Origin of the sequence: Photobacterium sp. Hal280 (assembly GCF_037162255.1) — a bacterium.
Classification (GTDB): domain Bacteria; phylum Pseudomonadota; class Gammaproteobacteria; order Enterobacterales; family Vibrionaceae; genus Photobacterium.
The window spans coordinates 1,089,978-1,115,886 of sequence record NZ_JARLUO010000001.1 but is presented as its reverse complement, the minus strand read 5'-3'; the positions used below and the strand labels follow the sequence as shown (position 1 = coordinate 1,115,886).

Sequence of the window (25,909 nt, the reverse complement as noted above, 5' to 3'; positions counted from 1 at the left end):
TTATAGGGGTTCAGGCCGCAGCCTATGCTGCAGCCTGATGCGAAGCGGTTACTCCGACTGAGATTTTTTCAGTCTTTTGCTGAGCGCCGGTTGCGAGATCCCGAGAAACTTCGCCGCCAGCGACTGATTGCCCTGCGCCCGGCGCATGGCTTCCTGGATCAGTAAGTCACCCATTTCCTGCAGGGTCGGCAAAGGCTGCTCCGGGTCGAACATCGTCAGAGGGCTTCCTGCGCTCATCTCACTGACATCATTGTCCTGATCCAGCACCCGGCGAAACACCTCCATGGAGAGCATGCGCGAACGGTGCTGACTCACGGCATCATACGCCAGTGCTCTCAGCTCGCGGATATTGCCGGGAAACGCATAATTTGCCAGCAGCACCGGCAGCTCTTTCGGAATCGTCGGTTTGACTTTCCCCAGCTCATCGGCCGCTTCCTGTAAAAAATGCTCCAGCAGCAGAGGAATATCCTGACGCCGCTGGCGCAAAGGCGGAATATCCACCTGATGGGTTTTCAGCCGGTAATACAGATCTTTGCGGAACTCGCCGCTTTGTTGCTTTTGCACCAGATTCTGATGCGTCGCCACCACAATCCGCGCGTTGAGACGTTTCGGCCTGTCGCTGCCGAGGGGATAGTATTCCCCTTCCTGAATCAGGCGCAGCAGCTTGACCTGAGAGGCCTGACTCAAATCGCCGATTTCATCAAGAAACAGCGTGCCGCCGGCCGCTTGCTCGATCAGACCGGCGCGGGGTTTATCGGCACCGGTAAACGCGCCGCGGTGGTGACCAAACAAGGTGTCGGCAAACACATTGTCGTCCAGTCCGGCGACATTCACGCTGATCAGCGGCCCGGCACGCTCACTCAGGGTATGCAGCGCCCGGGCGATCAGCTCTTTGCCAACCCCGCTCTCGCCACACACCATCACAGGCTGGCTGCTCGGTGCCACCGATTCGAGATACTGGAACACAGAGCGCATGCCTTTATCCCGGGTAATGATATCGCCAAAGGCTTCCGGCCGCTCCAGGGTGTCGGTAAGAAACCGGCGCCGCAAAGCGTTGTGCTCTTCACGCATTTCCTGCAGCAAAATGGCCCGTTTCACGCCTTCGATCAGCCGGTTTTCCTCCGTGGTCTTCACGAAGTAATCGTACGCGCCAAGCCGGATGCAGTTGACCGCGGTTTCCACCTGATTCAGCCCGCTGATAATAATGACGCCGACTTCAGGATATTCTGTCTTGATTTGCTGCAGCAAGACTTCACCAGACAAGTGCGGCATGGTCAGATCCAGCAGCACCAGGCCGATATTTTCCTGCTCAATCAGAGCCATAGCTTCCCGGCTGTCCTGACACTGGACGATATGGTTGATCCCGCCCCGCCGCTCCAGCACAATACTCAGGCTGCGCAGAAAGGCCGGTTCATCATCCACCAGCAAGACACCGAATGCGGGATAGCGATTTGTATTCATGAAGCAGTTGTTCCTTTCAGGGCCGGCAGCGAAAGTGTCACGCAGGTCCCTTGCTGAAGTCTAGAGTCATATTTCAAGGTGCCGCCATGCTCGCTCACAATGCTGAATGAGATAGACAACCCCAGGCCCGTTCCGCCCAGCTCGCGTTTGGTGGTAAAGAAAGGATCACTCAGGTGAGACAGGTGCTCAGGGTCAATCCCCTGCCCCTGATCGCAGATTTCCAGGATCAGCAGATTGTCGGTCGGGTTAAACCCTGTCATCACCCTGATGCTTTGTTGCTGTGACGTCAGTGCCTGACAGGCATTGATGATCAGGTTGATGATCACTTGTTCAATACGCTGGCCGTTGCCTTCAAAACACGGCAGCGGATCGCCGTATTCAACCGAAAAGTGATGGGTCGATGCCGATAGAGTGCTGTCGACCAAACGGATCGCCGCCGCCGTCACCTGATTGAGATCCACCACCTCATTGAGTGCACTGGGTTCCTGGCGGGCAAAATCCCTCAGGTCATCGACAATGCGGCGGATCCGCTGGGTGCCCGCCTGCATATCATCCAGCATGGAGGGAATTTCGTCCCGCATGCGGCTGTAGGCCAGCCCGCCTAAGGTGAAATCGCCGTACTGCTGGTAATGGGCATCCAGAATGTCTTCCGCATCCTGATACGCCTCTTTGAGAATGGGTAAATTCAGCAGCAGCAAACTGCTGGGATTGTTGATTTCATGGGCCATGCCAGACACCAGAATCCCCAGCGAGGTCATTTTATCGGCCTGGATCAGTTGCTGCTGCTGGAGCTGCTGCGCTTTGGTCTGCCGGGCCACTTCCCGACTCAGTGCCCGGTTCCAGATCATAATTCCCCCCAGCACCAGCAGCAAAAGGGCAGAAACGGTGGCGGCAGCCATGCCCAGTTTCTTCCAGCTGATCCCCGGCGCTTCCAGCGGGCCCAGCCATTTGTCGTAGATCGCCTGCTGGCGGCCGGTATTTTTCAAAATCGCCAGCCCTTCGCTGAACTGGGCCAGTAAATCTTCATGGCCTTTTTGCACCGCATAACCGTAATGCTGGGCACCGAAAGGTTTTCCTGCCGGAATGATATTCGACAACTCCAGCGCCTTGCCGGTATACAGACCCGGCAGGTTCGCCACCAGCGCGTAGTCATGCTGACCGGAGGCCAGCAAGCGCAGCCCGTCGGCGTGAGAATCCACCAGGATCAGATTCGCACCCGGCTGCTGATGGCTCAGATAATCGTGCATGGCCCCGCTGCGCTGAACAATCACGGATTTACCCGCCAAATCTTCAAGACTGGCGACGAAGGGGCTCCCCTTTCGGGCAAAGACCGACTGATGCACGATGGCGTGGGGCGGCGAAAAACTGTATCGCGCCTGCCGGGCGCTGGACTGGATCATGCCCTGGACGATATCAATTTCGCCCTGATCAAACTGACGGCGGATCTCATCCCACGCCCCCATTTTGATCTCGATACGGATGCCCATCAGCTCGGCAATCGCCAGGGTCAGCTCGGTGTTGTAACCATCCGGCTCACCGTCTTCATTGATGAATTCATAAGGGGGATAGTTATGATCCGCACCGACAATAATGACCTGACTATCTGGTGCAGCCATCACACCGAAGGTGCAGAAGAAAGACAGTCCGACACCGAGCCGGCGCATCCAGGCACCCCAAACGTCACGACAGCCTGTCAGCTTCCGGATCATGCACTCTTCCTTCATCAGTCCGGCCAGTCCGGCAAAGCAGCCAGTACGCCGGATTTGGCGACACCGGGCAGAATGTGATATTCCGCCCAACAAACGAAGGGGCTATTTTATAGATTTGCCAACAATAGCCAAGGAAAGAAAGTGCTACACAGGCAGAAGTGCTTCCTCCGGTAGCACAGTGCCTGTTTACCCGCCACTGGCGAGATCCGCCACTCGCCAGACTTTCGAGTGATTTCAAAACTTCCGTAAAAACAAAAGAAACCAGATGCATATCAATCAATCCAATCTATAACTGAGAGACACCATACAAACAACAAGAGGCTCGATCCGTTATGATTCATCAATCTCCCAAGGTCAGTAGCGTCACGCCAAAGCACGGCCGTGTGATCAACCCCCTTCACGCGGTGTCATTGCCGCAGAACAAGGCTGGTGGGGTTTGCAGGAGTGGCATGTCAACGAACTGGAAGGCGGCAAGAACTTCCCCGATCTGGCTGCCGGCCCTGATCGGTATGAAGCCACCGACTCCCCAGCGACCAGCCACCTGCGGATGGCTTGATTTGCAGTGGTGGCCGTCTGGATGAACGTCAGAGACTCAATCTCACCGACAGGGAGTTGATCGCTGAAGGTAAACCCGTCTGGCCCCGGATTCCGGCCCCCGCCAATAAAATTATCGACATCGAGTGGGCGTATACCATGGCCCATAAAACCCGCGGGTATGTGGCTTTCATCACCAAAGATGGCTGGAATCCGGACTTCGCAATTTCCCGGTCTCAGCTTGAAGCCAAACCTTTCTATGAAAATATTTATCCGGAAGCCCCTTACTGGGACAACGAGCTCCCGGCAAAAACCCATCATCAAATGGTACTGCCTGACCATAAGAAGGGCCATCACGTCGTCGTTTTGCTCTGGCTGGTTGCCGATACCGGCAATGCGTTTTATCAAACCTTTGATTTCGACTTCGGGGTTTGACTGTTCGTTCTGGTCATTTCTAATCGTGAAAGCCCTGGGGTAAACGCGCAATCACGAGGCGGGAACATGTTTCCCGCCTGGCGTCGTGGCTGAAGTTTCTGGTGAAGCGGAGGTATGTCGCGCTTGAGTCTGGCGGTTTTCTTGGCATTAATCGATGCGCGCCAGACACTCTTTATCGGGATAAAGAGTGCCCAGAAAGCCCTTTTGTTCTTTGACGCTGTCCGGGCCGGTTGTAGGCGCTCCCGGCGCCGACAACCTAAAAATTCGTCCTGAATTTTTCCCTGTGGGAGTGCTATCAATATACATTTTCAATCCGTCATTTCCGCGAAAGGCGGGAATCCATGCGGCAAGTTCGTTTTTTTGGCTGAGTGAGTATGTCGCGCTTGAGTCTGGAGTCTTTCTTGGCATTCATTGATGCGCGCCAGACACTCTTTATCGGGATAAAGAGTGCCCAGAAAGCCCTTTTTTTGTTCTTTGATGTTGGCCGGGCCGGTTGTAGGCGCTCCCGGCGCCGACAACCTAAAAATTCGTCCTGAATTTTTCCCTGTGGGAGTGCCATCAATGTACATTTTCAATCCGTCATTTCCGCGAAAGGCGGGAATCCATGCGGCGAGTTCGCTTTTTTTGGCTGAGTGAGTATGTCGCGCTTGAGTCTGGAGTCTTTCTTGGCATTCATTGATGCGCGCCAGACACTCTTTATCGGGATAAAGAGTGCCCAGAAAGCCCTTTTTGTTCTTTGCCGCTGTCCGGGCCGGTTGTAGCCGCTCCCGGCGCCGACAACCTAAAAATTCGTCCTGAATTTTTCCCTGATTCAGGGATAACTATACCGGCACTCGCTTGTCATTCTCGTGAAAGCAAGAATCCATACAGTGAGTGTGATTTTTGCGGTCGGTCATGAATCATAAAAAAGTCCATAACATCAATTGGGTAGCATGAGTGATTTGGGTAAGATACACGATAAGATGTCGTATAACTTACTGATTGGTTTATATGATTAAGCATCAATAGTCTAAAATAATCATGAGGTTAGGTTGATTTTACCAGGAATAGTTATACGACAGAGTTATGCGACATGATATCGTTGAATAAAATGTTATATTTTAGAGGAAGCATGAGCATATTTAAGAATGGTCCCTTTAAGGTTACTAAATTGTCAGATGATCACCCGTTGTATGGGCGATTGCTTGCTAGAGAGGTAGAGAAGCTGGCTTCTCTGCCCGACTTCTCTGATGATAAAGGGTTATTTATTCTTTCTGATTTTGGTGGTGAGCATAAAGGAGCGGACTTCACAACTTACTCATTCTTAATTTGCTCAGCAGATAAAAGAGTTGTTTTCGAAGAGAAGACTAAGCAATTAAGAGCTAAAAATGGCCTGAATGATCCTTGGAAAGAATTCGGCTTTAAAGATCTAGGTTACGGGCCTATATCTAGATCATTAGATGAGTTTCTTAGTCTTGCTGATAATTTTATTCATGGAATCTTGGTTACTGTTTCAATAGATCAGAGAATACAGAGTCTTTTTGGTCTTGATAAAAAAGAAGCTCAAAATCAAATTGTAGAGCTATTTCGAAGCAACGATTTAGGCGAGTGGAAAGGCAAGGAATCAGAAAAAGTACTTCGAGTATGCCATGCAATTAGCATCCTTATGTCGCTTGTTGCTTTCTCAGGTCAGAAGATATTGTGGTTATGCGATCACGATTCAATAAATGTAGATGGGAAAAAACGGGATTTCACCCACACACAGAAGATATTTGGGCACTGCCTATCAATGTATAGCGACAATCTGTACGAAATATATGGATTTGCAAAGCCATTCGAAAAGGATGCGGGAACCACTGACTTGCTCAGCTTGGCTGATTTTTCAGCTGGTATTATACAAGAGATTCTTCAAAGTGAAGTGGCAAAGAAAAATGTACAGCTATCTGATGAGAAAGCAAAGCTTGCCAAATGGATGGGTACAGATAGTTCATTCCTTACCAAAGCGAACTTGGTATTTATTAAACAAGATGATGGGGATTGGGGTGTTGGTTCTGTTGACATTCAAGCAAAAATATAACAATCGCAAGCACTCGGAACAATTTCCCGCTGCGCTACAAATTGTCCGGTGTTGCGGGCGTTATGGAGATGAGTGTGAAGCCGGATTTCCAAGAATATAGAAAAATCATGGAAGAAATAAAGAAGCGAATTGAGGTCATAACTGCTCTTCTTAATGAAAAGATCAATTTCCCATACAAAACTGTTCAAATAGAAACCTTACTATTGCAAGTGCGAATGGTCCTAGAACTGGTAGCGCTATCTACATTGGCAGCAAATAAAGAAGTATTTGAAGCTAATCAAAAGAAATTCCGGGATTCTTGGCGGGTGTCAAAAATAATTAAAGACGTTGAGAAGCTGAACAAAGACTTTTATCCAATACCTTTACAGCATACTCAAAAAGACGGTGTTGAACTATTGGATGAAGTAACATCTGGAAGAATGGAGCTTAGTGAGCTTATAAAGATCCACGGGCAATGTGGTGAACGGCTTCATGCGCAGAATCCTTATGACCAAGAATTTCCGATTGAGTACTTTGAAAAGAATATTCCTAACTGGATGAATAAGATTATGCGGCTGTTAGCATTGCACAAGATAAGGCTATTAAATGATGATATTTTCTATTTGGTGTACATGGAAGATCCACAGACCAAAAATGTTGGGATGTATGCTTATGGAAATAAGTCTCCATAATAATCGCAGGCACGGCGACGCTTTTTCCGTTGCGGCTTCGCCTTCACTACAAAACCGCGCGTGCTGCGGGCGTTATGTTCTAGAGGGATTATGGGACTAAAAAGGATCAATCATTACGTAGAAGTTCTACCCAAAATGTTTGTCGGTTGGCGAATGGGAGAAGACCTCGAAACGTTATCTGAGCTGCCCAATGGTGTCTTATGTATTAATTTGCTCGATGGAACCGTTTCACATTCTATTGTTGGGCAACTTGAACTCTATATTTCCAATGAGCTATCAGCTTGGTTTAGAAGTGAAGCAACAAAGGAAAATATCGACTTATCAACGTTATTGAAAGCTTCTTTAACAGTTGAAGTTGATACAGATAAAGTTAAAACCATTAAAAAACGCGTAGTACTGTTTAATTTTGACTGCACAGCTCACGTAGCCACGGTAAATAGGGCCTATGAAGGTAGGTTCGCTGAAGTTACTCGGTGGCATACGAGGCTACGAACATAACAAACATCTCAAGGACTTTTAAGCACGCTCCTGTTTTGTGAGTCAACATCTTGTCTTGATGATACTCACCGTGGATACTGCAACTATATTGGCTAAATCGATGCCATAGACAAATGAAGACATGGCACCTTCGGTAATTTTGGGGTTAAACTTCCCAAGTGTGCAAAGCCTGATAAGGAAGAGTCCATGTCATTCGTTATGTTTAAATCATAACAAGGAAGAATAATGGATACAGTCCAAGTATTAGAATTTGAAGTTTCAGATACTCTGCAAAAGTTGTCTGTAACTAAGTTTGGGGGACAACCAGACTGGATTGATTCACCTCAGTGGCCTTTAAGTAAGGAACTTGGAATGCCAATGAGATTTATTTGTCAAATTTCTCTACAAGAGATCGGTCTGAAAGAGTACAGCGGAAAAATCGCTTACATCTTTATGACTGAAGAAAACGATGAATATGTTGATGGGACATGGGAGCATGATGGTGGAGAAAATGCGATCATAATCCAACCCAATAGCTCCACACAGCTGCCCACTAAAGCTATTGCGTCAGGCCCTACAAGGAATGAATTTCAAACATTCCTACTCAATAGAACAGTTGAGCCTGATTCTGTCGAAGGCTGTCGCGTTGGCGGAGAGCCAGCTTTTATGCAAGGGGAAGAGTTTCCAGAGCCAAAGTCAAACTGGAAATTTTTTGCTCAATTAGATTCATGCTCCATGCCTTTTGAAGTTAATTTTGGTGATGCAGGCATTGGTTACGCATTCATAAATGACGAGGGATCTCAGGGTAAATTTCTTTGGCAGTGCGGATAAAGCATAACAGAGTACTTAAACCGAACTTAACCGGTTCTCGTTCCCTGTAATGAGAGGCGCTACAGGCTGCTTGACCAATAAAGGCTGGCGAGATATTGGCAAACGTCTCAAGAAATTTTTGAGCGTGATATTATTTTGTGAATCAATATCTTGCCTTGGTGATCTTCACCGTGAATCCTGAAGCTATGTTTGGCTAAATGAATACCATAGATAGAATGTGGTATGGCGCCTTCGGTAATTTTGGACTCAGACTGACCACATGTGGTAGAGCCTAATGAGGGGGAGTCCATGTCATTCGTTAGAATGGCTACTGAAATAGTATCGGGATGGAAAATGAGAAGTATATTTTTAGTATTTTTTCTTACTTGGGGAACGAGTGCTTTTGCTCAAAATCATCATGGGCTTGAGGACTCCCTGCGGGAATTGGTTCCTGATGGATACTTCGTGACAGAAACGATTTATGGTGACTTAAACAAAGATAGTCAAGAGGACGTGGTTTTAATCATAAAAGGGACAGACCCAAATAAAGTTGTTGTTGATGAATTTCGTGGTGAAGTAGACCTCAACCGAAGAGGGATCGTTGTTGCTTTAAGAAACCAACAAAAATACGAATTAGTCGTTGAAAATCTAAATTGCTTTTATTCAGAAGAAGAAGATGGCGGTGTATACTTCGTACCAGATATTTACACCAAAATTGAAAAAGGAAAGCTGTATATCCTTTTCGCTCATGGTCGCTATGGACACTGGCGCTACAATTTTCGTTATCAGGGAGAAGATTTTGAGCTGATCGGTTATGACAGAAGTGCTAACAGAGGGCCAACAGTAGAGGTCGTTACTAGCATTAACTATCTGACAAAGAAAATGCTGGTGAAAGAAAATATTAACCGTCATGAAGAACATGCAGATCCAATATTTAAAGAGAGTTGGACGAGCTTTACGCTTGATAAGCGATTTAAGCTAAGTGAAATTAACGATTTTAGTGAGTTTGGTGATGGGTTACGAGAATAGATAGACTTGTATCGAAACGTAATTCTAACCAAAAACTATGGCGTTAATCCTTCAATTAACGCCGTTTTTTCTCCCCGTCGGACGCCATCCCGAAGCATCGCATTGAGGATAGCAATCAGATGGTCGCATCCTGTTACGGTATTTTTGTTCATTGCGTCTAAGCCTTCGTTTAGTATCGGCATCTCTTTTTCACTCAGAGGCTTAAGATGAAAAAATCAGTAATCACCTTGACTTTAATGCTCGCTTTAGTGGGTTGTGATGATGCGAGTAAAGCGATTGATGAGGCTCAAGCAGCAGCGAACAAAGCAGTCGATAGTCTGCAGCAGAAAGCCGATTCGCTTGATTTGAACAACCTCAATCTTGAAGTGTTTGGTGATGCGACTCAAAAGGCGCAAGATTTTACTCAGTCGATAGACACATTGATCAACACCGATTTCACTGACCATCAGGCGGTTGCAGCTGCAACCGATAAAGTTTCTAACGCTTACAGTTGCTTAGTTGATGTTTCTTCTGAGGCGACAGCAGAAAATTTGCTCGATAAAATCGTGTCTTCAGTGAAGAATGATCAAGTATTGGCAATCATCGAAAAAGGTGTCGCACAAGCGAAAACAGCGACAGAGTGCATGATGTAGCCGCGTGTGTGCGAACAAGCACCTCAAGAGGGACTGTCAACGCGTGGCGTTGCCAGTCCCATTGAGCCGAGGTTGTTATGTTTGAGTTTAGTGGTGTGTTGCCAGCCACTTGGGCGAGCCTTAAGCGACAAGGGCTGCTAGCTAATGCAGCCTCATTGTTATAATTTGAGTTTATTAGACAATGCCTTGAGGCCAAGGACAGTTGCTTTTGTGATGCTAGTTTCTTTATACATATAGTTATTTGTCCCAGAATCTGTAACCTCGATAATTATATCTGAAACTGTTTTACGCAAAGTGAGCGCGTTTGTATCGAAACCTTCGGGTTTTATCGCAATCTTATTATCGCCTCGATAATTCCACTTAAATGTGTGCCCTGAATTCGATTCTAACGTGAGTTCTCTGCAAAGTATTTTTGCTAAAGTTTCAAATTCCATTTCCGTACTCTTTTTTTACGATCAAATGTATATAGTAGTCAAAAAAATACATTTAACAAATCAGGAGAAGTGTCGCGCAACCGATACTTTATCCGGGTGTTGAACAAGCCCGAAGTGACATGATTAAGGAAATAATTCCCGCCTGTCGCGGAAATCATGGAGATAAAGCCATTGATATATTCCTGAAATCGCTTCTGCCCAACAACAATCACTGAACCCAAGCGCGACATACCTCAACCTCAGCCGTTCCAAAATCCCAGCCACAACACCCAATAACCAAAAGAAACCCACTCCCCAGGGGAAAATTCAGGACGAATTTTCAGGTTGTCGGCGCCGGGAGCGCCTACAACCGACCCGAACAACACCAAAGAACAAAAAGGTTTTCTGGGTACTCTTTGACCCACAAAGAGTACCTGGCGCGCATCACACATGGCCAAGTGAACCACCGAACTCAAGCGCGACATACCTCAACCTCAGCCGTTTCAAAATCCCAGCCACAACACCCAATAACCAAAAGAAACCCACTCCCCAGGGGAAAATTCAGGACGAATTTTCAGGTTGTCGGCGCCGGGAGCGCCTACAACCGACCCGGACCACACCAAAGAACAAAAAGGTTTTCTGGGTACTCTTTGACCCAACAAAGAGTACCTGGCGCGCATCAAACAAGGCCAAGTGAACCACAGAACTCAAGCGCGACATACCTCAACCTCAGCCGTTCCAAAATCCCAACCACAACACCCCAAAAAACCACAAGAAACCCACTCCCCAGGGGAAAATTCAGGACGAATTTTCAGGTTGTCGGCGCCGGGAGCGCCTACAACCGCCCCGGACAACACAAAAGAACAAAAAAGGTTTTCTGGGTACTCTTTGACCCAACAAAGAGTACCTGGCGCGCATCAAACAAGGCCAAGTGAACCACCGAACTCAAGCGCGACATACCTCAACCTCAGCCGTTCCAAAATCCCAGCCACAACACCCAAAAAAAACACAAGAAACCCACTCCCCCAGGGGAAAATTCAGGACGAATTTTCAGGTTGTCGGCGCCGGGAGCGCCTACAACCGACCCGGACAACACCAAAGAACAAAAAGGGCTTTCTGGGCACTCTTTGGCCCCGCAAAGAGTGTCTGGCGCGCATCACGCATCGCCAAAAGAACCACAGAACTCAAGCGCGACATACCTCTCCCGTACCAAAATCCATAACCACACCAAAAAACCAAAAGAAACCCACTCCCCAAGGGAAAATAGACATTGATGGAGATCCTATATTCCCGCAAAGAACAAGTTACTCAGTCGAAAACTGTTTTAAACACCCCCACAGAACCGTGTGATAACGCATCCGCAGCACTTGCCGACAAAGTGAAACTGATCCCATATAAGCGATATCCCACACTCAAGGAATCAGCAATGAAGATGAAGCCTGCTTTCAAATGGTGTCCTGCCGCGCTGGCGCTGATGGCTGCAAGCACTGTTGCCTATAGTCATATCACTGAGCCCGATCTGTTCACCGGCACCCACGGCGAATTTCAGCAAAACAGCGGCCATGTGGTGGCCACTTATGTGGCGAACTGGTCGAATCCGGCCAGTATCAGCCAGATTAACGGGAACAACCTGACGCATCTCCTCTACGCATTTTTAGATATTTGCGGTCCGGGCCAACGAGCCGGTCACGAAGCCACCTGCGCCGGCAAGCCAGATTTTACGCTGGCTGAAACTAACAGCACGGTTGATAAAGCCTTCTCAGCTCAATTCAGTGAGCTGAAAACCCGCTTCCCGCACCTGAAAATTCTGCCCTCGATCGGGGGCTGGGGCGGCGATGGCCCGTTCGCTCCGATGTCGATGAACAGTAACAACCGGCAGGTTTTCGTTCAGGCCATGGTGGATTACCTGAAAGCAAACCCAGCCTTTGATGGGGTCGACATTGACTGGGAATGGCCGCAAAACCGTGCTGAAGGGGAAGCCTATGCGGACCTGATGATCGATCTGCGGGCCGCCATGGACACACTCAGTGCCGAAACCGGCCGTGAGTATCTGGTGACATCAGCCATTGCGACAGCAGAGTCCTATACCGCGAAAGTCAATTATCAGCGGGCAGAGCCTGCCATGGATCTGATATTCCTGATGACCTACGACTTCTTCGGAGCCTGGTCATCTGACAATGTCGGCCATCACACCGCGCTCAGTGCCCATAATGGCAACTTAGCCAAAGGGTATGGCTATGGCGCTGAAGATGCGGTTCAGAATCTGCTTGGTTTAGGCATGCCTGCTGAAAAGCTCGTCCTGGGCGTTGCCAAATATGCCAAGGGCTGGGACGGCGTCACCTTAAATCCTCAGGGGTCGCCCTTTGGCGGCGTGGCAACTGCCGGTTTTCCGAAAGCGGTGAATCCCTGGGATGTCGAAGGCATCGCGACCTATACCCGTCTCTCAAATGAGATCCTCGGGCCAGACGGACAAGGCGTGAACGGCTTCGAGATTCGTTTCGATCCGGATTGCCAGTGTCACTACGCATGGCGTAGCTCGGATGCGGCATTTGTCGGCTTTGATCACCCGGCAGATGTTATCGCCAAAGGCCAGTTGGGTACCCGTAAAAAACTCGGCGGCCTGTTCTCGTGGGAATACGGTCAGGACAATGGCGATCTGCTCAATGCCATGAATATCAGTGTCGGTAATCTGGATATGAACACTCTGCCGGACGTGACAGACTGGCAACCAGATGCCGTCTATCTCGCCGGTGATCGCGTCAGATTCAATCACTTTGTCTATCAGGCCAAATGGTGGTCCAAAAACGACGAACCCGGCCATCCGCACGGACCATGGGAAAAGATTGACTTCACCCATGCGGTCAATTGGTCTGCAGAAGCTACCTATCAATCCGGTGATCGTGTTACCCACAATGGCATCATCTACCAAGCCATGTGGTGGACGCTCAATCACGAACCGGGCACACCAAACAGCCCGTGGACGGCCTTGTAAACATACCGAACAAGATCATCGTATCGATCCAGGCGGGAACATGTTTCCCGCCTGACGTCATGGCTGAACGCCTTGGTTTTGCCAAAACCCGTTTGCCGTTTGGGGATTTAGCATGCCTGCGTCTGGTGGTTTTCTTGGCATGCTGTGATGCGCACCAGAGACTCTTTGTGGACAAAAAAGTACCCTGGAAGCCCTTTTTGATTTTTGGTCTATCTGGGACGACGACCCAACTCAGGTTCGTCATCCTCACGCAAGCGAAATCCATGCGGCGAGTGTGATTTTTGCGGTCAATCATGAAACACGAAAAAGCCAATAACATCAATTGGATAGCATGAGCGATTTGGATAAGATACTCGATAAGATCTCGTATCACTGACTGATGGATTGATATCATTTTTCATGAGTTGTCTAAAATAATCATGCATTTAGATGGTTTGTCAGAAATGAATATACGACAGCGTTATGCGACATCATGTCGTATCAAAATGTTATGCCTTATCGGAGATAAATGACATGGAGTTAGTTGTACCCTCGCCTGAGTTTCAGTCTGCGTTTGCGCATTTCTATGACGACTTTGCTCAAAACGATGCCGAAAATGCTGAGTATTACCTTGAAGGTAAAACTGATTTTTCCAAGTATGTCCAGCGCTTGAGCGACGAAGCTGCGGGTATCAACCTACCTGAGGGTTATGTGCCATGCAGTCACTTTTGGCTGATCGATAGTACAAGGTCAATCCTCGGAGCTATTCGGGTTCGACACAATATCGACAATGATTTTCTTGCTTTAGAGGCGGGGCATATTGGCTACGATATAGCACCCTCACATCGTGGCAAAGGTAACGGTAAGTTCATGCTAAAGTTGGTCCTGTCGAAAGCGGCCGATCTCGGTATAGAACGAGCTCTGCTGACCGCTGACGAGGATAACTTTGCTTCGCGTGGTGTCATCGAAGCCAATGGTGGCGAGTTTGAAAAAATCGTTATGGGTAAGGTTTTTCCAAATCCATTGGCTAGGTATTGGGTCAACTGTAAGTAACGGTATCACAAACGCTGAAAGGTGATTCGCAACACGTGGCATTATTATGCGTTTGGTTTGGTGGTTAAGGCATTTTACAGGAACTTATATCTTGCGCGCCTGCCCCTTAACGCGCGTTCTATTTTCATTCGGAGCCAGAGCTAATGGGTCATTGGGATGACGCAATAATTCGTAGTGTTGGGTGGGTTTTCCTATTTGTAATTGCTTACTCCATTTATGAGCTTGGAGTTCCATTACTTACCTATCCTATTCAAGACTTTGTGGCAATCTTTGGCTTGTTTGCTTCGGTATACTTAGCTCTGTCTGTTACAGGTTGGCTTATCATCGGAGTCCCATTTCATTGGGCGATTTGCAAATGGGCAACGCCAAAATACGTGTATTACTTATTATCTGGCGCATTAATTATATTAACTATCACTTTATTTGGTGGTCACGAGGCAGGTGTTGTTTTGGGACTCCCTGCTACGATTCAAGCTTTAATATTCAGATTTTATGTATTTAAACCACCCAAAATATAACAAAGCCGTCAACGAGGGATGTCCCTAGTCTCATTAAACTGAAATGGTTATGGCTGCTATGTTTGAGTTTAGTGCTGATGCGTTGCCAGCCCCTTAAGCGGCTGTTAGTTACTCCAAGGAAAGTCGATGAATTTTGAAATAACAGAAACAACGTTTTCATATCCAAAATCTCTGCTGGATGATTGGAAAAATGGTCATAAAGACTGGATTCCAGAATCATTGTTTGTGCCTCAAGATGTGCATAATCAGCCCAATTATCACTTTGGCGAATACTATGCTCTTAAGAAATACCTGGAGCTAGGCTGGCATGGAACGGCGTTTTATGCATTAGGTGATTGGGAACTAAATAACGATAAATATGTGCAAGGTCGTGCCGCTGTAGCTAAATTTATCAACGCTACTCGGTTAGCTATGTTCAAAGCGCTTAGGCAAGGGTTAACATCGGGGGAACCTGATTTATTTCTTTACAAAGAAGATGGTTCAGTTCTTTTCGTAGAAGTAAAGAAGCAGACAGATCGTCTTTCATCGTCACAACTTGTATGTCTTTCACAAATCAAGTCAATTTTGGGCTGTGACGTTGCAGTCGTTTATCTGACTGAAGAGAAGCAAGTATATAAACCTAAAACTTATGTACTTGATGTCATAGAATTTCCACTATCATGGATAGAACGCAACTAACAAACACCTCAAGAGGCACTGTCAACGCGCGGCGTTCACTGGCAGGGAGAAACATGAAAGTTCAGCTGGTAAAAATCAGAAGAGAAGAACGACACATCCTTGAAAATCTGTTCTGTTACTACGTATACGACATGTCAGAGTATATGAAATGGAATCCTGACAAAGGTGGCAATTTTTCGGGTTATGACTTTTCAAAGTTTGATCCTTATTGGGAACGAAATGACCATATCCCATATTTCATCATGGTCAATAACGAACTTGCAGGGTTTGTTCTGATTCGTCACTACCCTGGTGACTTATCGTTATATGATGTTGCTCAGTTTTTTGTACTCCGTAAGTTTAAAGGCCGAGGAGTAGGTAAGGACGTTTTGAAACAACTCATCAATACTTTTCCTGGTCAGTGGCAAATTCGAGTTCTTCTGGAAAACTCAGGCGCACTCAGTTTCTGGAAGTCTGCTGTTTCCAATATCGTTGGTGAAAATTACAGGTTGTCAAAAGCGAAGGATGTTGATCTTCTCATGTTCTTTATCCACTTCGAGGCTGCTGGTTAACAAGGCCAAGTAAACCACAGAACTCAAGCGCGACATACCTCGGTCGCTCCAAATTCCCCAGCCACAACACCCCAAAAAACCAAAAGAAACCCACTCCCACAGGGGAAAATTCAGGACGAATTTTCAGGTTGTCGGCGCCGGGAGCGCCTACAACCGCCCCGGACAACACCAAAGAACAAAAAGGTTTTCTGGGTACTCTTTGACCCCACAAAGAGTACCTGGCGCGCATCACACATGGCCAAGTGAACCACCGAACTCAAGCGCGACATACCTCATTCGTACCAAAATCCCCCAACCACAACACCCCAAAAAACCAAAAGAAAACCACTCCCCCAGGGGAAAATTCAGGACGAATTTTCAGGTTGTCGGCGCCAGGGGCGCCTACAACCGACCCGAACCACACCAGAGAACAAAAGGGTTTCTGGGTACTCTTTGACCCAACAAAGAGTACCTGGCGCGCATCACACAAGGCCAAGCAAACCACAGAACTCAAGCGCGACATACCTCGGTCGCTCCAAATTCCCCAGCCACAACACCCCAAAAAACCAAAAGAAACCCACTCCCACAGGGGAAAATTCAGGACGAATTTTCAGGTTGTCGGCGCCGGGAGCGCCTACAACCGACCCGGACCACACCAAAGAACAAAAAGGGCTTTCTGGGTACTCTTTGACCCCACAAAGAGTACCTGGCGCGCATCACACATGGCCAAGTGAACCACAGAACTCAAGCGCGACATACCTCGGTCGCTCCAAATTCCCCAGCCACAACACCCCAAAAAACCAAAAGAAACCCACTCCCACAGGGGAAAATTCAGGACGAATTTTCAGGTTGTCGGCGCCAGGAGCGCCTACAACCGACCCGAACCACACCAGAGAACAAAAGGGTTTCTGGGTACTCTTTGACCCACAAAGAGTACCTGGCGCGCATCACACATGGCCAAGTGAACCACCGAACTCAAGCGCGACATACCTTCAGACTCATACATCAAAGCTCGTCACCCCACCCACAGCAAGCAGTTATAACGCCAACCTCAACCGCAGCATATCCTGATGCTGAATACCCTGCTCAAAAATTGCCTCATCATAATGATCAAGAAAGAAATCTTTGATGACACACTCGACCCGAAACCCCAGCCGCTGGTAAAACGTCAGCTGATAGCCGAACGTGCCGGTCCCCAGCACCACTGACTGAACGCCCTGCTCTTTCAACCGGAGAAATAATGCAGATAACAGCTGCGAACCGATACCCTGCTGCTGAAACGCCGGATAGACCGCCAGATTAAAAACTTCGTATGTATTTTCTGCGATCAGCTTGGCAACACAGACCCCGATGATTTCGCCATCAACCACAGCGGCCAGGCAATAAGCCCCGTTCAGATAACGCTGGATACAGGCGTCAGAGGGATCTGCTTCCAGCAACAGTGCCATCGGTATTTGTGCCGCATCCAGATGCTGAATCTCAATCATGACAACCTCAGTGTCATGATCAGCTCATCTGCGGTCTGGTCCGTGACTTGAAAACCGGCTTGCTCATAACGCCGCTTTGCCGCCAGATTATGCGGATAAACATCCAGCTGGAGTACACAAGCCTGATGCTTTTCGGCTGCCGTGTGTTTGGCAGCATTGATCAGCGCCACGCCGACACCAGCGCCCTGGCACCGGCTTTTGACGTACATCTGTGTCAGCAGCACCGTCCGGTTTTCCCGTTCAGACACACCACACAAACCGACGAGTTGCTCCCCCTCAAACGCCCCCAGCATCGTGTGTTGCGGGCTTTGGTTGGCAATGTTGCGCTCAAAATGCATGGTTGGCTGCTGACGCTGCTCCTCATAGTTGGCACCAAAGCAGTCTGGATGTAACCGCAGGCTTTCCAGGCGAATGTCGCGATATGCGGGAATATCAGCAGGGGTTAAAGCTCGAATGATCACTGCCATGTCTTTGTCTCTCCATTTCTTAGTCTCTCCATGTCTGCGCATCTCTATCTCACGCTTCCTTTCACCCGCAGATAATCACAATTTCAACCTGTTGTATAGCCTGTTTCCCCGCTTCGTTTCTGGAAGCCAGAATCTCCGGTAATCGGGCTGAATCTGATGTTTTCATTGACCGACTGAAACGATTCAGCAATCATACTTTGCCAAAGGAATGTTTCTGTTTTGGGGAGATAGAATGAGCAAAATATGGGTGACCGGCGATGCAGTCGTCGACTTGATACCAGACGGCGACAACCGCTATCTGAAATGCCCGGGCGGGGCGCCGGCGAATGTTGCCGTGGCAATCGCCCGTCTTGGCGGCCAGGCCGCATTTTTCGGCCGGGTGGGACACGATCCGCTGGGTCGTTTTATGAAGCAGACCCTGTCCAGTGAGCAAGTCAATACTGACTACATGACCCTGGATGAGGCGCACCGAACCTCAACCGTGATTGTCGATCTGGATGACAGCGGCGAGCGCAGCTTTACCTTTATGGTCAAACCAAGCGCAGATCAATTCATGCAGCTCTCCGATATTCCTGAATTCTCAGCCGGTGAATGGCTTCATGTCTGTTCTATTGCACTGGCCAATGAACCCAGCCGCAGCAGCACTCTGGAAGCCATGCGCCGTATCAGACGCAGCGGCGGATTTGTCAGTTTTGATCCGAATTTGCGTGCGGAAGTCTGGTCCGATACTGACGCCATCATTCCCGTGGTCCGGCAGGCGATGGAACTGGCCGACGTCGTCAAGTTTTCCGATGACGAATTGCTGTTTCTGACACAGACAGAGAATCTTGAACAGGCTCTGGCCGCCATTCAGCCTTACCATCACCCTTTAGTGCTGATCACTCAGGGGGCAAAAGGCGCACTGGTGATTTTTGATAGCACCCGCGAGCTGATCACCGGTCAGGCGGTCAGTCCTGTGGATACGACAGGCGCCGGGGATGCTTTTGTCGGTGGCCTGCTGGCAAAGCTGGCTCAATATCCGGCGTGGGCAAACAGGGAAACCATCCGAGACGCAGTCAGGTGGGCAAACGGCTGTGGGGCACTGGCGACCACGCAAAAAGGCGCTATGACCGCTTTGCCAACCCAGCAGGCGTTACTTGCATCGATTCAATAAATAGTTAAACAGACTGCCGGGGTGAACCGGGCAGTCTGTTTTCTTGGCTCTCTGTTTACTTGGCTCATTGCTTTGTGCTAAGACGGGAAGGGCGCACTGGCCGGGCGGTATGTCCGCAACAGCGCTGATCGCGCCTCGCCGGACAGTGAAACGCAGGTCGCGCTGGTGTCGGTAAAAACCCGGGAACTCATCACAGCTTCGCCGCCATTGACAAAGATTTCGACCGAGGACGTATCAGCCAGAATACGCAGCTGCACACAATCGGATGTCAGAGGCAGTTCACGAACCGTGTCCTGGGCACGGTTCAGGGTATGGCAGCGGTCCAGGATCAAGGCTCTGCGCTGGTGGTCAGCCCGAATCACAAGATGTTGCGTTTCATTCTGAAACAGCCGCAATTCATCTCCCCATTGCAGGCTGAGAGTCAGATCAAACGCTTTGGTTGCCAGATCCAACGGCGTTGCAGAGAGTTGGATCGCCTGCTCTGCTGTCACCAGTTTTTCCTGCTCCCGAACGGGCCACTGGTATACCTTGCCATCGCGTACTGTCAGCTCTCTCATGCAGGTTAACTGGTGTACCCAGCCGTTATCGGCGCTTGGCTGATCCACCTCATCGGGCAGTCCCATCCAGCCGCACATCACCCGGCGGCCATCTGGGGTCAGCAGGGTCTGGGGGGCGTAAAAATCAAAGCCGTAATCCAGCGGCTGAAACCCGGTAAGCCTGAGCTGGCCTTGCCCGTCCCAGCAGGCTTTGGCAATGCCATTGTGATGGGGAACGGTATTGTGCGCTGAAAATGACGCAATCCCCTGCGGCCCCAGCACCACAAAGTGCTGATCGCCCAGCTCAAAGTAATCCGGGCACTCCCACATATAGCCAAAGTCGCCCAGTTCATCGCCACAGAGCCGGTCAAACGTCCATTGCTTGAGATCGTCAGACTGATAAACCGCCAGCCGGCCTTTCAGATCTTCAGTTTGCGCGCCCAGCAGCATGAGCCAGTGATCCTGATGGCGGATCACTTTGGGATCGCGGATATGAGGGGTCACGCCGGGCGGCAGCGCATGAATCACCGGGCCTTGCTTGGTAAAGTGCACACCGTCGGCTGAGGTTGCCAGGCACTGCGTGGTCTGCCTGTCCCTTTGCGCTCCGATACGGGTATTGCCGGTATAAAACAGCAAAAGTTCCCCGCCGTGACTGATGGCATGGCCCGAAAAGACGCCATGGCTGTCAAACCAGTGAGAGGGCGTCAGTGCAATGGGCTGCCAGCGCCAGTTGATTAAATCCGGACTGGTCAGATGCGCCCAGTACTTATCGCTATGGGTGCAGGCATAAGGAAACCACTGATAAAACAAATGATAATGGCCATCATGAAAGATAAAGCCATTGGGGTCATTCAGCAGCCCCTGAGGCGGAGAAATATGCCATAAAGGACGAAATTCGCACGGCACATGTCGGGCAAAGTCCTCAGACCGTGCCTGTTGTCTGGCGGCAATGAGATTTCCCATCGCCAGCAAATCTTGTTCCGATACATCTTCAGGCCGCCTGAAGGTGACCTGCAGCTTGCCCTGTACCGGCCCGAGATGCTCAATCAGCCCAGATTCTTTGACCCGATCGGCATTCAGCACTTCAAAAATCAATGTATCGTCCGAGATGAGTATCCGGGCGAGATTATCTATGCTGCCACAGAGATCGGATAAAGACTGAAGAGACATATGTGCAAACCTAAACTGGGAACGTTTGCAAAAACTACATCAAACTATGGCGGCGGACAAGTCCAAAACGGGGATTCCGGTATGTTTGCCGTGATCACCGCCACAAAACCCCGGACACTGCCGAGCGATATGGGTGAACGTGGTTAGCAGGTTTCGCGATCGATGTTCTGGAAAGTTAAAACGACTTTGCTCATCACCTGAGGCTTACCTTCGATGAGTTCCAGCAAAACTCTGGCAGCACTTTCTCCAGCTTTATCAAAAGCATAGTTAAATGTAGACAGGCTCGGAGCGCAGACAGCACTCAGCTCGTCGTTCCCGACGCCCAGTATTTTGACCTCCTTTCCTGCGGTTTTCCCGGCATCCCTCAGCGCGTTAATCGCACCGATCGCAATCCGGTCAGTGGCGCAAAACACCCCGTCGGTTTGGGGGAAGGTCTCGAGCAGCTGTTTCATCTGGCTGTAGCCGGACTCAATCGTGAATTCGCCATGGCTGTGAAACAGCAACGGCTCGGCCTGACGCATTTGCAGTGCCTGCTGCAAACCTTCTGAGCGCAGTTTGTCGACGGCCACATCTGAATCAGCGACGCCAATAAAACCAATCTGCCGGCAGCCGGCATTCAATAACCGGTTGCCGGCTTCAAACCCGACGCGGAGGTCATCATGGATGATGCTGGGAATATTAAACAAGGAGCCATCCTGCCCCACCAGAATCACCGGGGCATAGGACTGTTGAATCGCGTGCACCAGCTGCTGATCAATATGGGTCGCGTAGAGGACAATCCCCTCCACTCTTTTCTTGTTAAACAACTGAATATATTCAATTTCTTTTTCAGCGTTTTGCTGGCAACTGGCTAAAAGGACGTGCTTTTGTGCCTCGTCAAACACCTGGCTCAGTCCGTCTACCCCTTGCGCTGTGGCATGTGAGGAGACTCGCGGAACAATCACCCCGACTAAATTGGTCTTCTGTGACTTGAGATCTTTTGCGACCTGATTGACCACATAACCCACTTCTTCTACGGCTTTCATGACCTTGATTCTGGTCGCTTTTTTAACGCCATATTCATCATTGATCACGCGTGAGACGGTCGATTTTGAAACGCCAGCCAGCTGCGCCACGTCATGCAAACTTGCCATTGGCCTTCGCCTTGTCTTCTAACTGATTGGGATTGTTTGCAAAATTACCAGAATCTCATCGGATTGCCAGAGAGACAGGGTCCTTTCTGCTGCGCAATTAGCAGATCAACCTCACATAAAGACGGAATGTGCTTTGACGACATGGGATTCTTCAAGAAAAATGATTATTGCAAACGTTCCCGAAATTATAAAAAACCATAGATAGTACATCACGATTACAGCCAAATACCTACCGGGGGATGAAATGGATTACCCAACCATTGCCAAAGCGCTTCTCAAGCAGCTTGGCGGTAAAGAAAACCTGCAAGCGCTGGCGCATTGTGCAACGCGTCTTCGTCTGGCACTGAAAGATGATGCCTTGGTCGATGAAAAAGCCATTGAGTCGCTGGATGGCGTCAAAGGTCAGTTTCAAGTGGCCGGTCAGTACCAGATCATTTTTGGTTCAGGGATTGTCAATCAGGTCTATGCAGAGCTGGCCAAACTCACCGGCATGGCCGACATGACGACAGCGGATGTTGCCCATACAGGCGCGCAGAAACAGAATATCGTGCAACGGGCCGTGAAAGGTCTGTCTGACATTTTTGTTCCGATCATCCCGGCAATCGTGGCCGGTGGTTTATTGATGGGGGTATTTAACCTCCTGACCGCAAAAGGCCTGTTTCTGGATCAGATATCATTGATTGATGCGTATCCGGGCCTGGCTGATCTGGCCAATATGCTCAACACCTTTGCGAATGCTCCTTTTGTGTATCTGCCTGTTTTACTTGCATTCTCAGCCAGTAAGAAATTTGGCGGCAACCCTTTCCTGGGCGCTGCGCTGGGGATGCTGATGGTCCATCCGGATTTGCTCAACGGCTGGGGATTTGGCAGCGCCAGCGTTTCCGGTACGGTGCCAACCTGGAATATCTTCGGCTTTAGCATAGAAAAAGTGGGTTATCAGGGCTCAGTCCTGCCGGTGTTAGTCTCGGCATTTATTCTGGCGAAAGTTGAAAACGGCTTACGGAAAATTGTCCCGTCCGTGCTGGATAACCTGCTCACGCCTATGCTGGCGATATTTATGACCGGTTTTCTGACCTTTACCCTGGTTGGCCCGGTGACGCGGGATATTGGCTTTGTGCTGGGCGATGGCCTGAACTGGCTCTATGATTCCGCGGGCTTTTTAGGTGGCGCTTTGTTTGGTTTTATTTATGCGCCTTTTGTTATTACCGGCATGCACCACAGCTTTATTGCCATTGAAACGCAGTTGCTGACAGATATTGCGGTCACCGGCGGCACCTTTATCTTCCCGATTGCGGCCATGTCGAACATAGCGCAGGGAGCGGCAGCCATGGCGGTCGGTTTCTCAACCAAAGAGACCAAAACCAAAGGCATCGCCCTGCCGTCTGGTGTCACTGCACTGCTGGGGATTACCGAACCGGCCATGTTTGGGGTGAACCTGAAACTGCGTTACCCCTTCATCGCCGCGATTATCGGCTCGGCCGTAGCAAGCGCCTGGATTACATTATTCAATGTCAAAGCTCAGGCACTCGGCGCGGCAGGTTTACCCGGCATCATTTCCATCACCCCGGGTTACATTGGTTACTTTGTGGTTGGCATGCTGATCTCGTTTGCTGTCACCTTTGTGCTGACACTGCTGCTCGGCGTTCATCAAAAAGCCAAAGCAGGCGCTCTCGCAACGGCTTAATCTTCCGCACAAACCTGGTTTTCAGTACCAGACCAAGCCACTGGCAGACGCTTTCCATCGTAAAGCGTCTGTCCCTTCAATTTCCTTCCAGCAAAAAGTCACTGGCGCGCATCGCACCATGCCAAATGAACCACCAAACTCAAGCGCGACATACCTCATTCGTACCAAAATCCCCCAACCACAACACCCCAAAAAACCAAAAGAAACCCACTCCCCCAGGGGAAAATTCAGGACGAATTTTCAGGTTGTCGGCGCCGGGAGCGCCAACAACCGCCCCGGACCACACCAAAGAACAACCAGGGCTTTCTGGGCACTCTTTGGCCCGACAAAGAGTGTCTGGCGCGCATCGCACCATGCCGAAAGAACCACCAATCTCAAGCGCGACATACCTCATTCGTACCAAAATCCCCCAACCACAACACCCCAAAAAACCAAAAGAAAACCACTCCCCCAGGGGAAAATTCAGGACGAATTTTCAGGTTGTCGGCGCCGGGAGCGCCTACAACCGCCCCGGACCACACCAAAGAACAACCAGGGCTTTCTGGGCACTCTTTGGCCCGACAAAGAGTGTCTGGCGCGCATCACACCATGCCAAATCAATCACCAAACTCAAGCGCGACATCTCTCAGCTGCACCAGAATCCATAACCAAACCACATCGGAAAAACCAAAAGAAACCCACTCCCCCAGGGAAAAATTCAGGACGAATTTTCAGGTTGTCGGCGCCGGGAGCACCTACAACCGTCCCGGACCACACCAAAGAACAACCAGGGCTTTCTGGGCACTCTTTGGCCCGACAAAGAGTGTCTGGCGCGCATCGCACCATGCCGAAGGAACCACCAAACTCAAGCGCGACATACTTTCAGGCTCAAATACAGTAAGTTGAATATTCATCTCCACAACCTCAAACCAACATACCTATAAGTACTTCTGATAATCCTCCGGTGGAGAAGGCAATGATTCCAGCCCGATATCTTTCTGCATGTGCGGCGTAAAGGAATCTGCTTGCATTTGTGTCTTCTTACGCCGATTTCCCCATAACCAGGACTTTTTCTGCTTAAACAGCTGAATTTCCACTTCCCACTGCAGTGCTACTCTGATCATGTTATTCCCCTCTGGTCACTGTGCCTGCAGGAATTATGCGTATAATGAGTGCCAGTCACGAACGATGATTCATTACACCAACTATAAGCTGAGATTATGGACAATCGACTACAGCACTTATCCGGATTACGCTACTTTGAAGTGGCCGCCCGACGCCAGAGCTACAGCAAAGCTGCCGAAGAACTGTATGTCAGTCAGGCTGCTGTCAGTCAGAAAATCCGTCAGCTGGAGAACGTCCTGGGCTGCAAACTCTTTGTCCGCCAGGGACGAAACATGATCCTGACCACACAGGGCGCCAGCCTGTATACCGATGTTTCCCGCGGGTTCGATCAGATTCTGTCCGGGCTGAACCGCATTCAGGCCGAGCCTCTGGAAGGGATCCTGACCGTCAATACTTCCCGATCGTTTGCTTCCCGCTGGCTGATGCCCCGCTTGTGGAAATTCACCATGATTCACCCCGATATCTCCATTCGGGTCGATGCCACCGCCGATGCACCAGACATGAAGTACGGCAATATTGATCTCGCCATCAGGCAGGGCCACAAGGTACATCTTGGTGACAGCATTCAGTCCTGCATCCTGTATGAAGAGCCCGTGTATCCACTCTGTTCACCTGAACTGGCCAATTCGATGACATTCCGCCATCCGGAACAACTGCTCAACTGCTGGCTGATTCACTGGGCTGAAACCTGCAATTTAACCTGGGAACGCTGGTTTAACACGGCGGGCGTTGACGTCCCCGAAGGCAACCTGCAATGGATGGAAGTCAGCACCTTTGAAATGGGCCTGAATGCCGTGATGGCAGGTCACGGTGCTTGTCTGGGGACACTGAGTCTGGCAGGTGATTTGATTGACAACGGCCTGCTGGTTCAGCCTTTTGATATCGGTTTAGTACCGGGTCTCCGCTACACCTTATTTTATGACCGCAGCTCACCGCGCATGACCCGTACTCAGGCGTTTATCGACTGGCTATATCAGGAAGTGCGCCAGTCTCAGACACAGCCTGTACTGACTTGAAACCCTGGCATATCCCCTTCTGCTCACCGCACTCGCTTTGACTCGTCCACTGGCCCGTGAACACCAGACGGCTCATTTGGTGTTGCGGTAATCATTTTGAACCTCTATGATACTTATTCAATGAACCACACCAAATGAACCGCACCTGATGTCAGCAACAGGTGCGGTTCTGTTGAGGAGTC

Annotated in this window: 26 protein-coding genes; 15 read left to right on the top strand and 11 right to left on the bottom strand. The window is 49.5% G+C overall.

Annotated features, from left to right (window positions below; all coding sequences use genetic code 11):
* Positions 1-48: 48 nt before the first annotated feature.
* Positions 49-1,461: a sigma-54-dependent transcriptional regulator gene (locus P4S53_RS05290; protein WP_337111727.1), complete on the bottom strand. Its 1,413-nt coding sequence runs from the start codon at positions 1,459-1,461 to the stop codon at positions 49-51.
* A complete protein-coding gene (locus P4S53_RS05285; protein WP_337111726.1) occupies positions 1,458-3,170 on the bottom strand; it encodes a transporter substrate-binding domain-containing protein in 1,713 nt (570 codons plus the stop codon). The genes P4S53_RS05290 and P4S53_RS05285 overlap by 4 nt, the downstream gene beginning before the upstream one ends.
* Before the next feature lie 552 nt (positions 3,171-3,722).
* Between P4S53_RS05285 and P4S53_RS05280 the strand changes: the two genes are divergently transcribed.
* A complete protein-coding gene (locus tag P4S53_RS05280) occupies positions 3,723-4,139 on the top strand; it encodes a lytic polysaccharide monooxygenase auxiliary activity family 9 protein (RefSeq protein ID WP_337111725.1) in 417 nt (138 codons plus the stop codon).
* A gap of 147 nt (positions 4,140-4,286) precedes the next feature.
* Here the strand turns inward: P4S53_RS05280 and P4S53_RS05275 are convergent, their stop codons facing one another.
* Positions 4,287-4,445, bottom strand: coding sequence for a hypothetical protein (locus P4S53_RS05275; RefSeq protein ID WP_337111724.1), 159 nt, complete (start codon positions 4,443-4,445; stop codon positions 4,287-4,289).
* A 2-nt stretch (positions 4,446-4,447) separates the two neighbouring features.
* Positions 4,448-4,708 carry a hypothetical protein gene (locus P4S53_RS05270; protein WP_337111723.1) on the bottom strand — a complete coding sequence of 87 codons (261 nt, stop codon included), beginning with the start codon at positions 4,706-4,708 and terminating at the stop codon, positions 4,448-4,450.
* Positions 4,709-5,250: 542 nt separating this feature from the next.
* Here P4S53_RS05270 and P4S53_RS05265 point away from each other — a divergent pair.
* From P4S53_RS05265 to P4S53_RS05240, 6 genes are all read left to right on the top strand, one after another.
* Positions 5,251-6,195, top strand: coding sequence for a hypothetical protein (locus tag P4S53_RS05265; protein ID WP_337111722.1), 945 nt, complete (start codon positions 5,251-5,253; stop codon positions 6,193-6,195).
* Positions 6,196-6,269: 74 nt separating this feature from the next.
* Positions 6,270-6,866, top strand: a complete 597-nt coding sequence (locus tag P4S53_RS05260; RefSeq protein ID WP_337111721.1) for a hypothetical protein — start codon at positions 6,270-6,272, stop codon at positions 6,864-6,866.
* A gap of 153 nt (positions 6,867-7,019) precedes the next feature.
* Positions 7,020-7,364: a hypothetical protein gene (locus tag P4S53_RS05255; protein WP_337111720.1), complete on the top strand. Its 345-nt coding sequence runs from the start codon at positions 7,020-7,022 to the stop codon at positions 7,362-7,364.
* A gap of 225 nt (positions 7,365-7,589) precedes the next feature.
* The gene (locus tag P4S53_RS05250) at positions 7,590-8,174 is read left to right on the top strand and encodes a DUF1963 domain-containing protein (RefSeq protein WP_337111719.1); all 585 of its coding nucleotides are present in this window, start codon (positions 7,590-7,592) and stop codon (positions 8,172-8,174) included.
* Between the two features lie 288 nt (positions 8,175-8,462).
* Positions 8,463-9,182, top strand: a complete 720-nt coding sequence (locus P4S53_RS05245) for a hypothetical protein (protein WP_337111718.1) — start codon at positions 8,463-8,465, stop codon at positions 9,180-9,182.
* A 206-nt stretch (positions 9,183-9,388) separates the two neighbouring features.
* Positions 9,389-9,814, top strand: a complete 426-nt coding sequence (locus tag P4S53_RS05240) for a hypothetical protein (RefSeq protein WP_337111717.1) — start codon at positions 9,389-9,391, stop codon at positions 9,812-9,814.
* Positions 9,815-9,972: 158 nt separating this feature from the next.
* Here the strand turns inward: P4S53_RS05240 and P4S53_RS05235 are convergent, their stop codons facing one another.
* Positions 9,973-10,248, bottom strand: coding sequence for a hypothetical protein (locus tag P4S53_RS05235; protein WP_337111716.1), 276 nt, complete (start codon positions 10,246-10,248; stop codon positions 9,973-9,975).
* 1,405 nt (positions 10,249-11,653) lie between these two features.
* Between P4S53_RS05235 and P4S53_RS05230 the strand changes: the two genes are divergently transcribed.
* From P4S53_RS05230 to P4S53_RS05210, 5 genes are all read left to right on the top strand, one after another.
* Positions 11,654-13,219, top strand: coding sequence for a glycosyl hydrolase family 18 protein (locus tag P4S53_RS05230; protein WP_337111715.1), 1,566 nt, complete (start codon positions 11,654-11,656; stop codon positions 13,217-13,219).
* A gap of 513 nt (positions 13,220-13,732) precedes the next feature.
* Positions 13,733-14,251: a GNAT family N-acetyltransferase gene (locus P4S53_RS05225; RefSeq protein ID WP_337111714.1), complete on the top strand. Its 519-nt coding sequence runs from the start codon at positions 13,733-13,735 to the stop codon at positions 14,249-14,251.
* A gap of 143 nt (positions 14,252-14,394) precedes the next feature.
* The gene (locus P4S53_RS05220; RefSeq protein WP_337111713.1) at positions 14,395-14,769 is read left to right on the top strand and encodes a hypothetical protein; all 375 of its coding nucleotides are present in this window, start codon (positions 14,395-14,397) and stop codon (positions 14,767-14,769) included.
* 126 nt (positions 14,770-14,895) lie between these two features.
* A complete protein-coding gene (locus P4S53_RS05215; protein WP_337111712.1) occupies positions 14,896-15,447 on the top strand; it encodes a VRR-NUC domain-containing protein in 552 nt (183 codons plus the stop codon).
* A gap of 53 nt (positions 15,448-15,500) precedes the next feature.
* The gene (locus tag P4S53_RS05210) at positions 15,501-15,998 is read left to right on the top strand and encodes a GNAT family N-acetyltransferase (RefSeq protein ID WP_337111711.1); all 498 of its coding nucleotides are present in this window, start codon (positions 15,501-15,503) and stop codon (positions 15,996-15,998) included.
* Between the two features lie 1,016 nt (positions 15,999-17,014).
* On the opposite strand, the gene P4S53_RS05205 is transcribed toward P4S53_RS05210, so the two are convergent.
* A complete protein-coding gene (locus P4S53_RS05205; protein WP_337111710.1) occupies positions 17,015-17,464 on the bottom strand; it encodes a GNAT family N-acetyltransferase in 450 nt (149 codons plus the stop codon).
* Complete coding sequence (locus P4S53_RS05200; protein ID WP_337111709.1) at positions 17,461-17,931, bottom strand: GNAT family N-acetyltransferase; 471 nt, start codon at positions 17,929-17,931, stop codon at positions 17,461-17,463. Before P4S53_RS05200 ends, P4S53_RS05205 begins: the two co-directional genes overlap by 4 nt.
* A 232-nt stretch (positions 17,932-18,163) precedes the next feature.
* Between P4S53_RS05200 and P4S53_RS05195 the strand changes: the two genes are divergently transcribed.
* On the top strand, positions 18,164-19,084 hold the full coding sequence (locus P4S53_RS05195; RefSeq protein ID WP_337111708.1) for an aminoimidazole riboside kinase: 921 nt from the start codon (positions 18,164-18,166) through the stop codon (positions 19,082-19,084).
* Between the two features lie 77 nt (positions 19,085-19,161).
* On the opposite strand, the gene P4S53_RS05190 is transcribed toward P4S53_RS05195, so the two are convergent.
* The gene (locus P4S53_RS05190) at positions 19,162-20,790 is read right to left on the bottom strand and encodes a glycoside hydrolase family 32 protein (RefSeq protein WP_337111707.1); all 1,629 of its coding nucleotides are present in this window, start codon (positions 20,788-20,790) and stop codon (positions 19,162-19,164) included.
* 143 nt (positions 20,791-20,933) lie between these two features.
* Positions 20,934-21,923 (bottom strand): LacI family DNA-binding transcriptional regulator, encoded by a 990-nt coding sequence (locus tag P4S53_RS05185; protein WP_337111706.1) that lies wholly within the window; start codon positions 21,921-21,923, stop codon positions 20,934-20,936.
* A gap of 244 nt (positions 21,924-22,167) precedes the next feature.
* On the opposite strand from P4S53_RS05185, the gene P4S53_RS05180 reads away from it, so the two are divergent.
* Positions 22,168-23,607, top strand: coding sequence for a sucrose-specific PTS transporter subunit IIBC (locus tag P4S53_RS05180; protein WP_337111705.1), 1,440 nt, complete (start codon positions 22,168-22,170; stop codon positions 23,605-23,607).
* A 734-nt stretch (positions 23,608-24,341) separates the two neighbouring features.
* On the opposite strand, the gene P4S53_RS05175 is transcribed toward P4S53_RS05180, so the two are convergent.
* Both P4S53_RS05175 and P4S53_RS05170 read right to left on the bottom strand, forming a co-directional pair.
* Positions 24,342-24,500: a hypothetical protein gene (locus P4S53_RS05175; RefSeq protein ID WP_337111703.1), complete on the bottom strand. Its 159-nt coding sequence runs from the start codon at positions 24,498-24,500 to the stop codon at positions 24,342-24,344.
* 24 nt (positions 24,501-24,524) lie between these two features.
* The gene (locus P4S53_RS05170; RefSeq protein WP_337111702.1) at positions 24,525-24,710 is read right to left on the bottom strand and encodes a hypothetical protein; all 186 of its coding nucleotides are present in this window, start codon (positions 24,708-24,710) and stop codon (positions 24,525-24,527) included.
* Positions 24,711-24,806: 96 nt separating this feature from the next.
* Here P4S53_RS05170 and P4S53_RS05165 point away from each other — a divergent pair, with 96 nt between their 5' ends.
* Positions 24,807-25,727, top strand: a complete 921-nt coding sequence (locus P4S53_RS05165; protein ID WP_337111701.1) for a LysR substrate-binding domain-containing protein — start codon at positions 24,807-24,809, stop codon at positions 25,725-25,727.
* The last annotated feature ends 182 nt before the right edge of the window (positions 25,728-25,909 follow it).

Bases quoted from the DNA above. Each gene is read 5' to 3' on its own strand.
- P4S53_RS05290 (WP_337111727.1), bottom strand. From the start codon at position 1,461: ATGAATACAAATCGCTATCCCGCATTCGGTGTCTTGCTGGTGGATGAT.
- P4S53_RS05285 (WP_337111726.1), bottom strand. From the start codon at position 3,170: ATGATCCGGAAGCTGACAGGCTGTCGTGACGTTTGGGGTGCCTGGATG.
- P4S53_RS05275 (WP_337111724.1), bottom strand. From the start codon at position 4,445: ATGTATATTGATAGCACTCCCACAGGGAAAAATTCAGGACGAATTTTT.
- P4S53_RS05270 (WP_337111723.1), bottom strand. From the start codon at position 4,708: ATGTACATTGATGGCACTCCCACAGGGAAAAATTCAGGACGAATTTTT.
- P4S53_RS05265 (WP_337111722.1), top strand. From the start codon at position 5,251: ATGAGCATATTTAAGAATGGTCCCTTTAAGGTTACTAAATTGTCAGAT.
- P4S53_RS05255 (WP_337111720.1), top strand. From the start codon at position 7,020: ATGGGAGAAGACCTCGAAACGTTATCTGAGCTGCCCAATGGTGTCTTA.
- P4S53_RS05250 (WP_337111719.1), top strand. From the start codon at position 7,590: ATGGATACAGTCCAAGTATTAGAATTTGAAGTTTCAGATACTCTGCAA.
- P4S53_RS05245 (WP_337111718.1), top strand. From the start codon at position 8,463: ATGTCATTCGTTAGAATGGCTACTGAAATAGTATCGGGATGGAAAATG.
- P4S53_RS05240 (WP_337111717.1), top strand. From the start codon at position 9,389: ATGAAAAAATCAGTAATCACCTTGACTTTAATGCTCGCTTTAGTGGGT.
- P4S53_RS05235 (WP_337111716.1), bottom strand. From the start codon at position 10,248: ATGGAATTTGAAACTTTAGCAAAAATACTTTGCAGAGAACTCACGTTA.
- P4S53_RS05230 (WP_337111715.1), top strand. From the start codon at position 11,654: ATGAAGATGAAGCCTGCTTTCAAATGGTGTCCTGCCGCGCTGGCGCTG.
- P4S53_RS05225 (WP_337111714.1), top strand. From the start codon at position 13,733: ATGGAGTTAGTTGTACCCTCGCCTGAGTTTCAGTCTGCGTTTGCGCAT.
- P4S53_RS05220 (WP_337111713.1), top strand. From the start codon at position 14,395: ATGGGTCATTGGGATGACGCAATAATTCGTAGTGTTGGGTGGGTTTTC.
- P4S53_RS05215 (WP_337111712.1), top strand. From the start codon at position 14,896: ATGAATTTTGAAATAACAGAAACAACGTTTTCATATCCAAAATCTCTG.
- P4S53_RS05210 (WP_337111711.1), top strand. From the start codon at position 15,501: ATGAAAGTTCAGCTGGTAAAAATCAGAAGAGAAGAACGACACATCCTT.
- P4S53_RS05205 (WP_337111710.1), bottom strand. From the start codon at position 17,464: ATGATTGAGATTCAGCATCTGGATGCGGCACAAATACCGATGGCACTG.
- P4S53_RS05200 (WP_337111709.1), bottom strand. From the start codon at position 17,931: ATGGCAGTGATCATTCGAGCTTTAACCCCTGCTGATATTCCCGCATAT.
- P4S53_RS05195 (WP_337111708.1), top strand. From the start codon at position 18,164: ATGAGCAAAATATGGGTGACCGGCGATGCAGTCGTCGACTTGATACCA.
- P4S53_RS05190 (WP_337111707.1), bottom strand. From the start codon at position 20,790: ATGTCTCTTCAGTCTTTATCCGATCTCTGTGGCAGCATAGATAATCTC.
- P4S53_RS05185 (WP_337111706.1), bottom strand. From the start codon at position 21,923: ATGGCAAGTTTGCATGACGTGGCGCAGCTGGCTGGCGTTTCAAAATCG.
- P4S53_RS05180 (WP_337111705.1), top strand. From the start codon at position 22,168: ATGGATTACCCAACCATTGCCAAAGCGCTTCTCAAGCAGCTTGGCGGT.
- P4S53_RS05175 (WP_337111703.1), bottom strand. From the start codon at position 24,500: ATGAATATTCAACTTACTGTATTTGAGCCTGAAAGTATGTCGCGCTTG.
- P4S53_RS05170 (WP_337111702.1), bottom strand. From the start codon at position 24,710: ATGATCAGAGTAGCACTGCAGTGGGAAGTGGAAATTCAGCTGTTTAAG.
- P4S53_RS05165 (WP_337111701.1), top strand. From the start codon at position 24,807: ATGGACAATCGACTACAGCACTTATCCGGATTACGCTACTTTGAAGTG.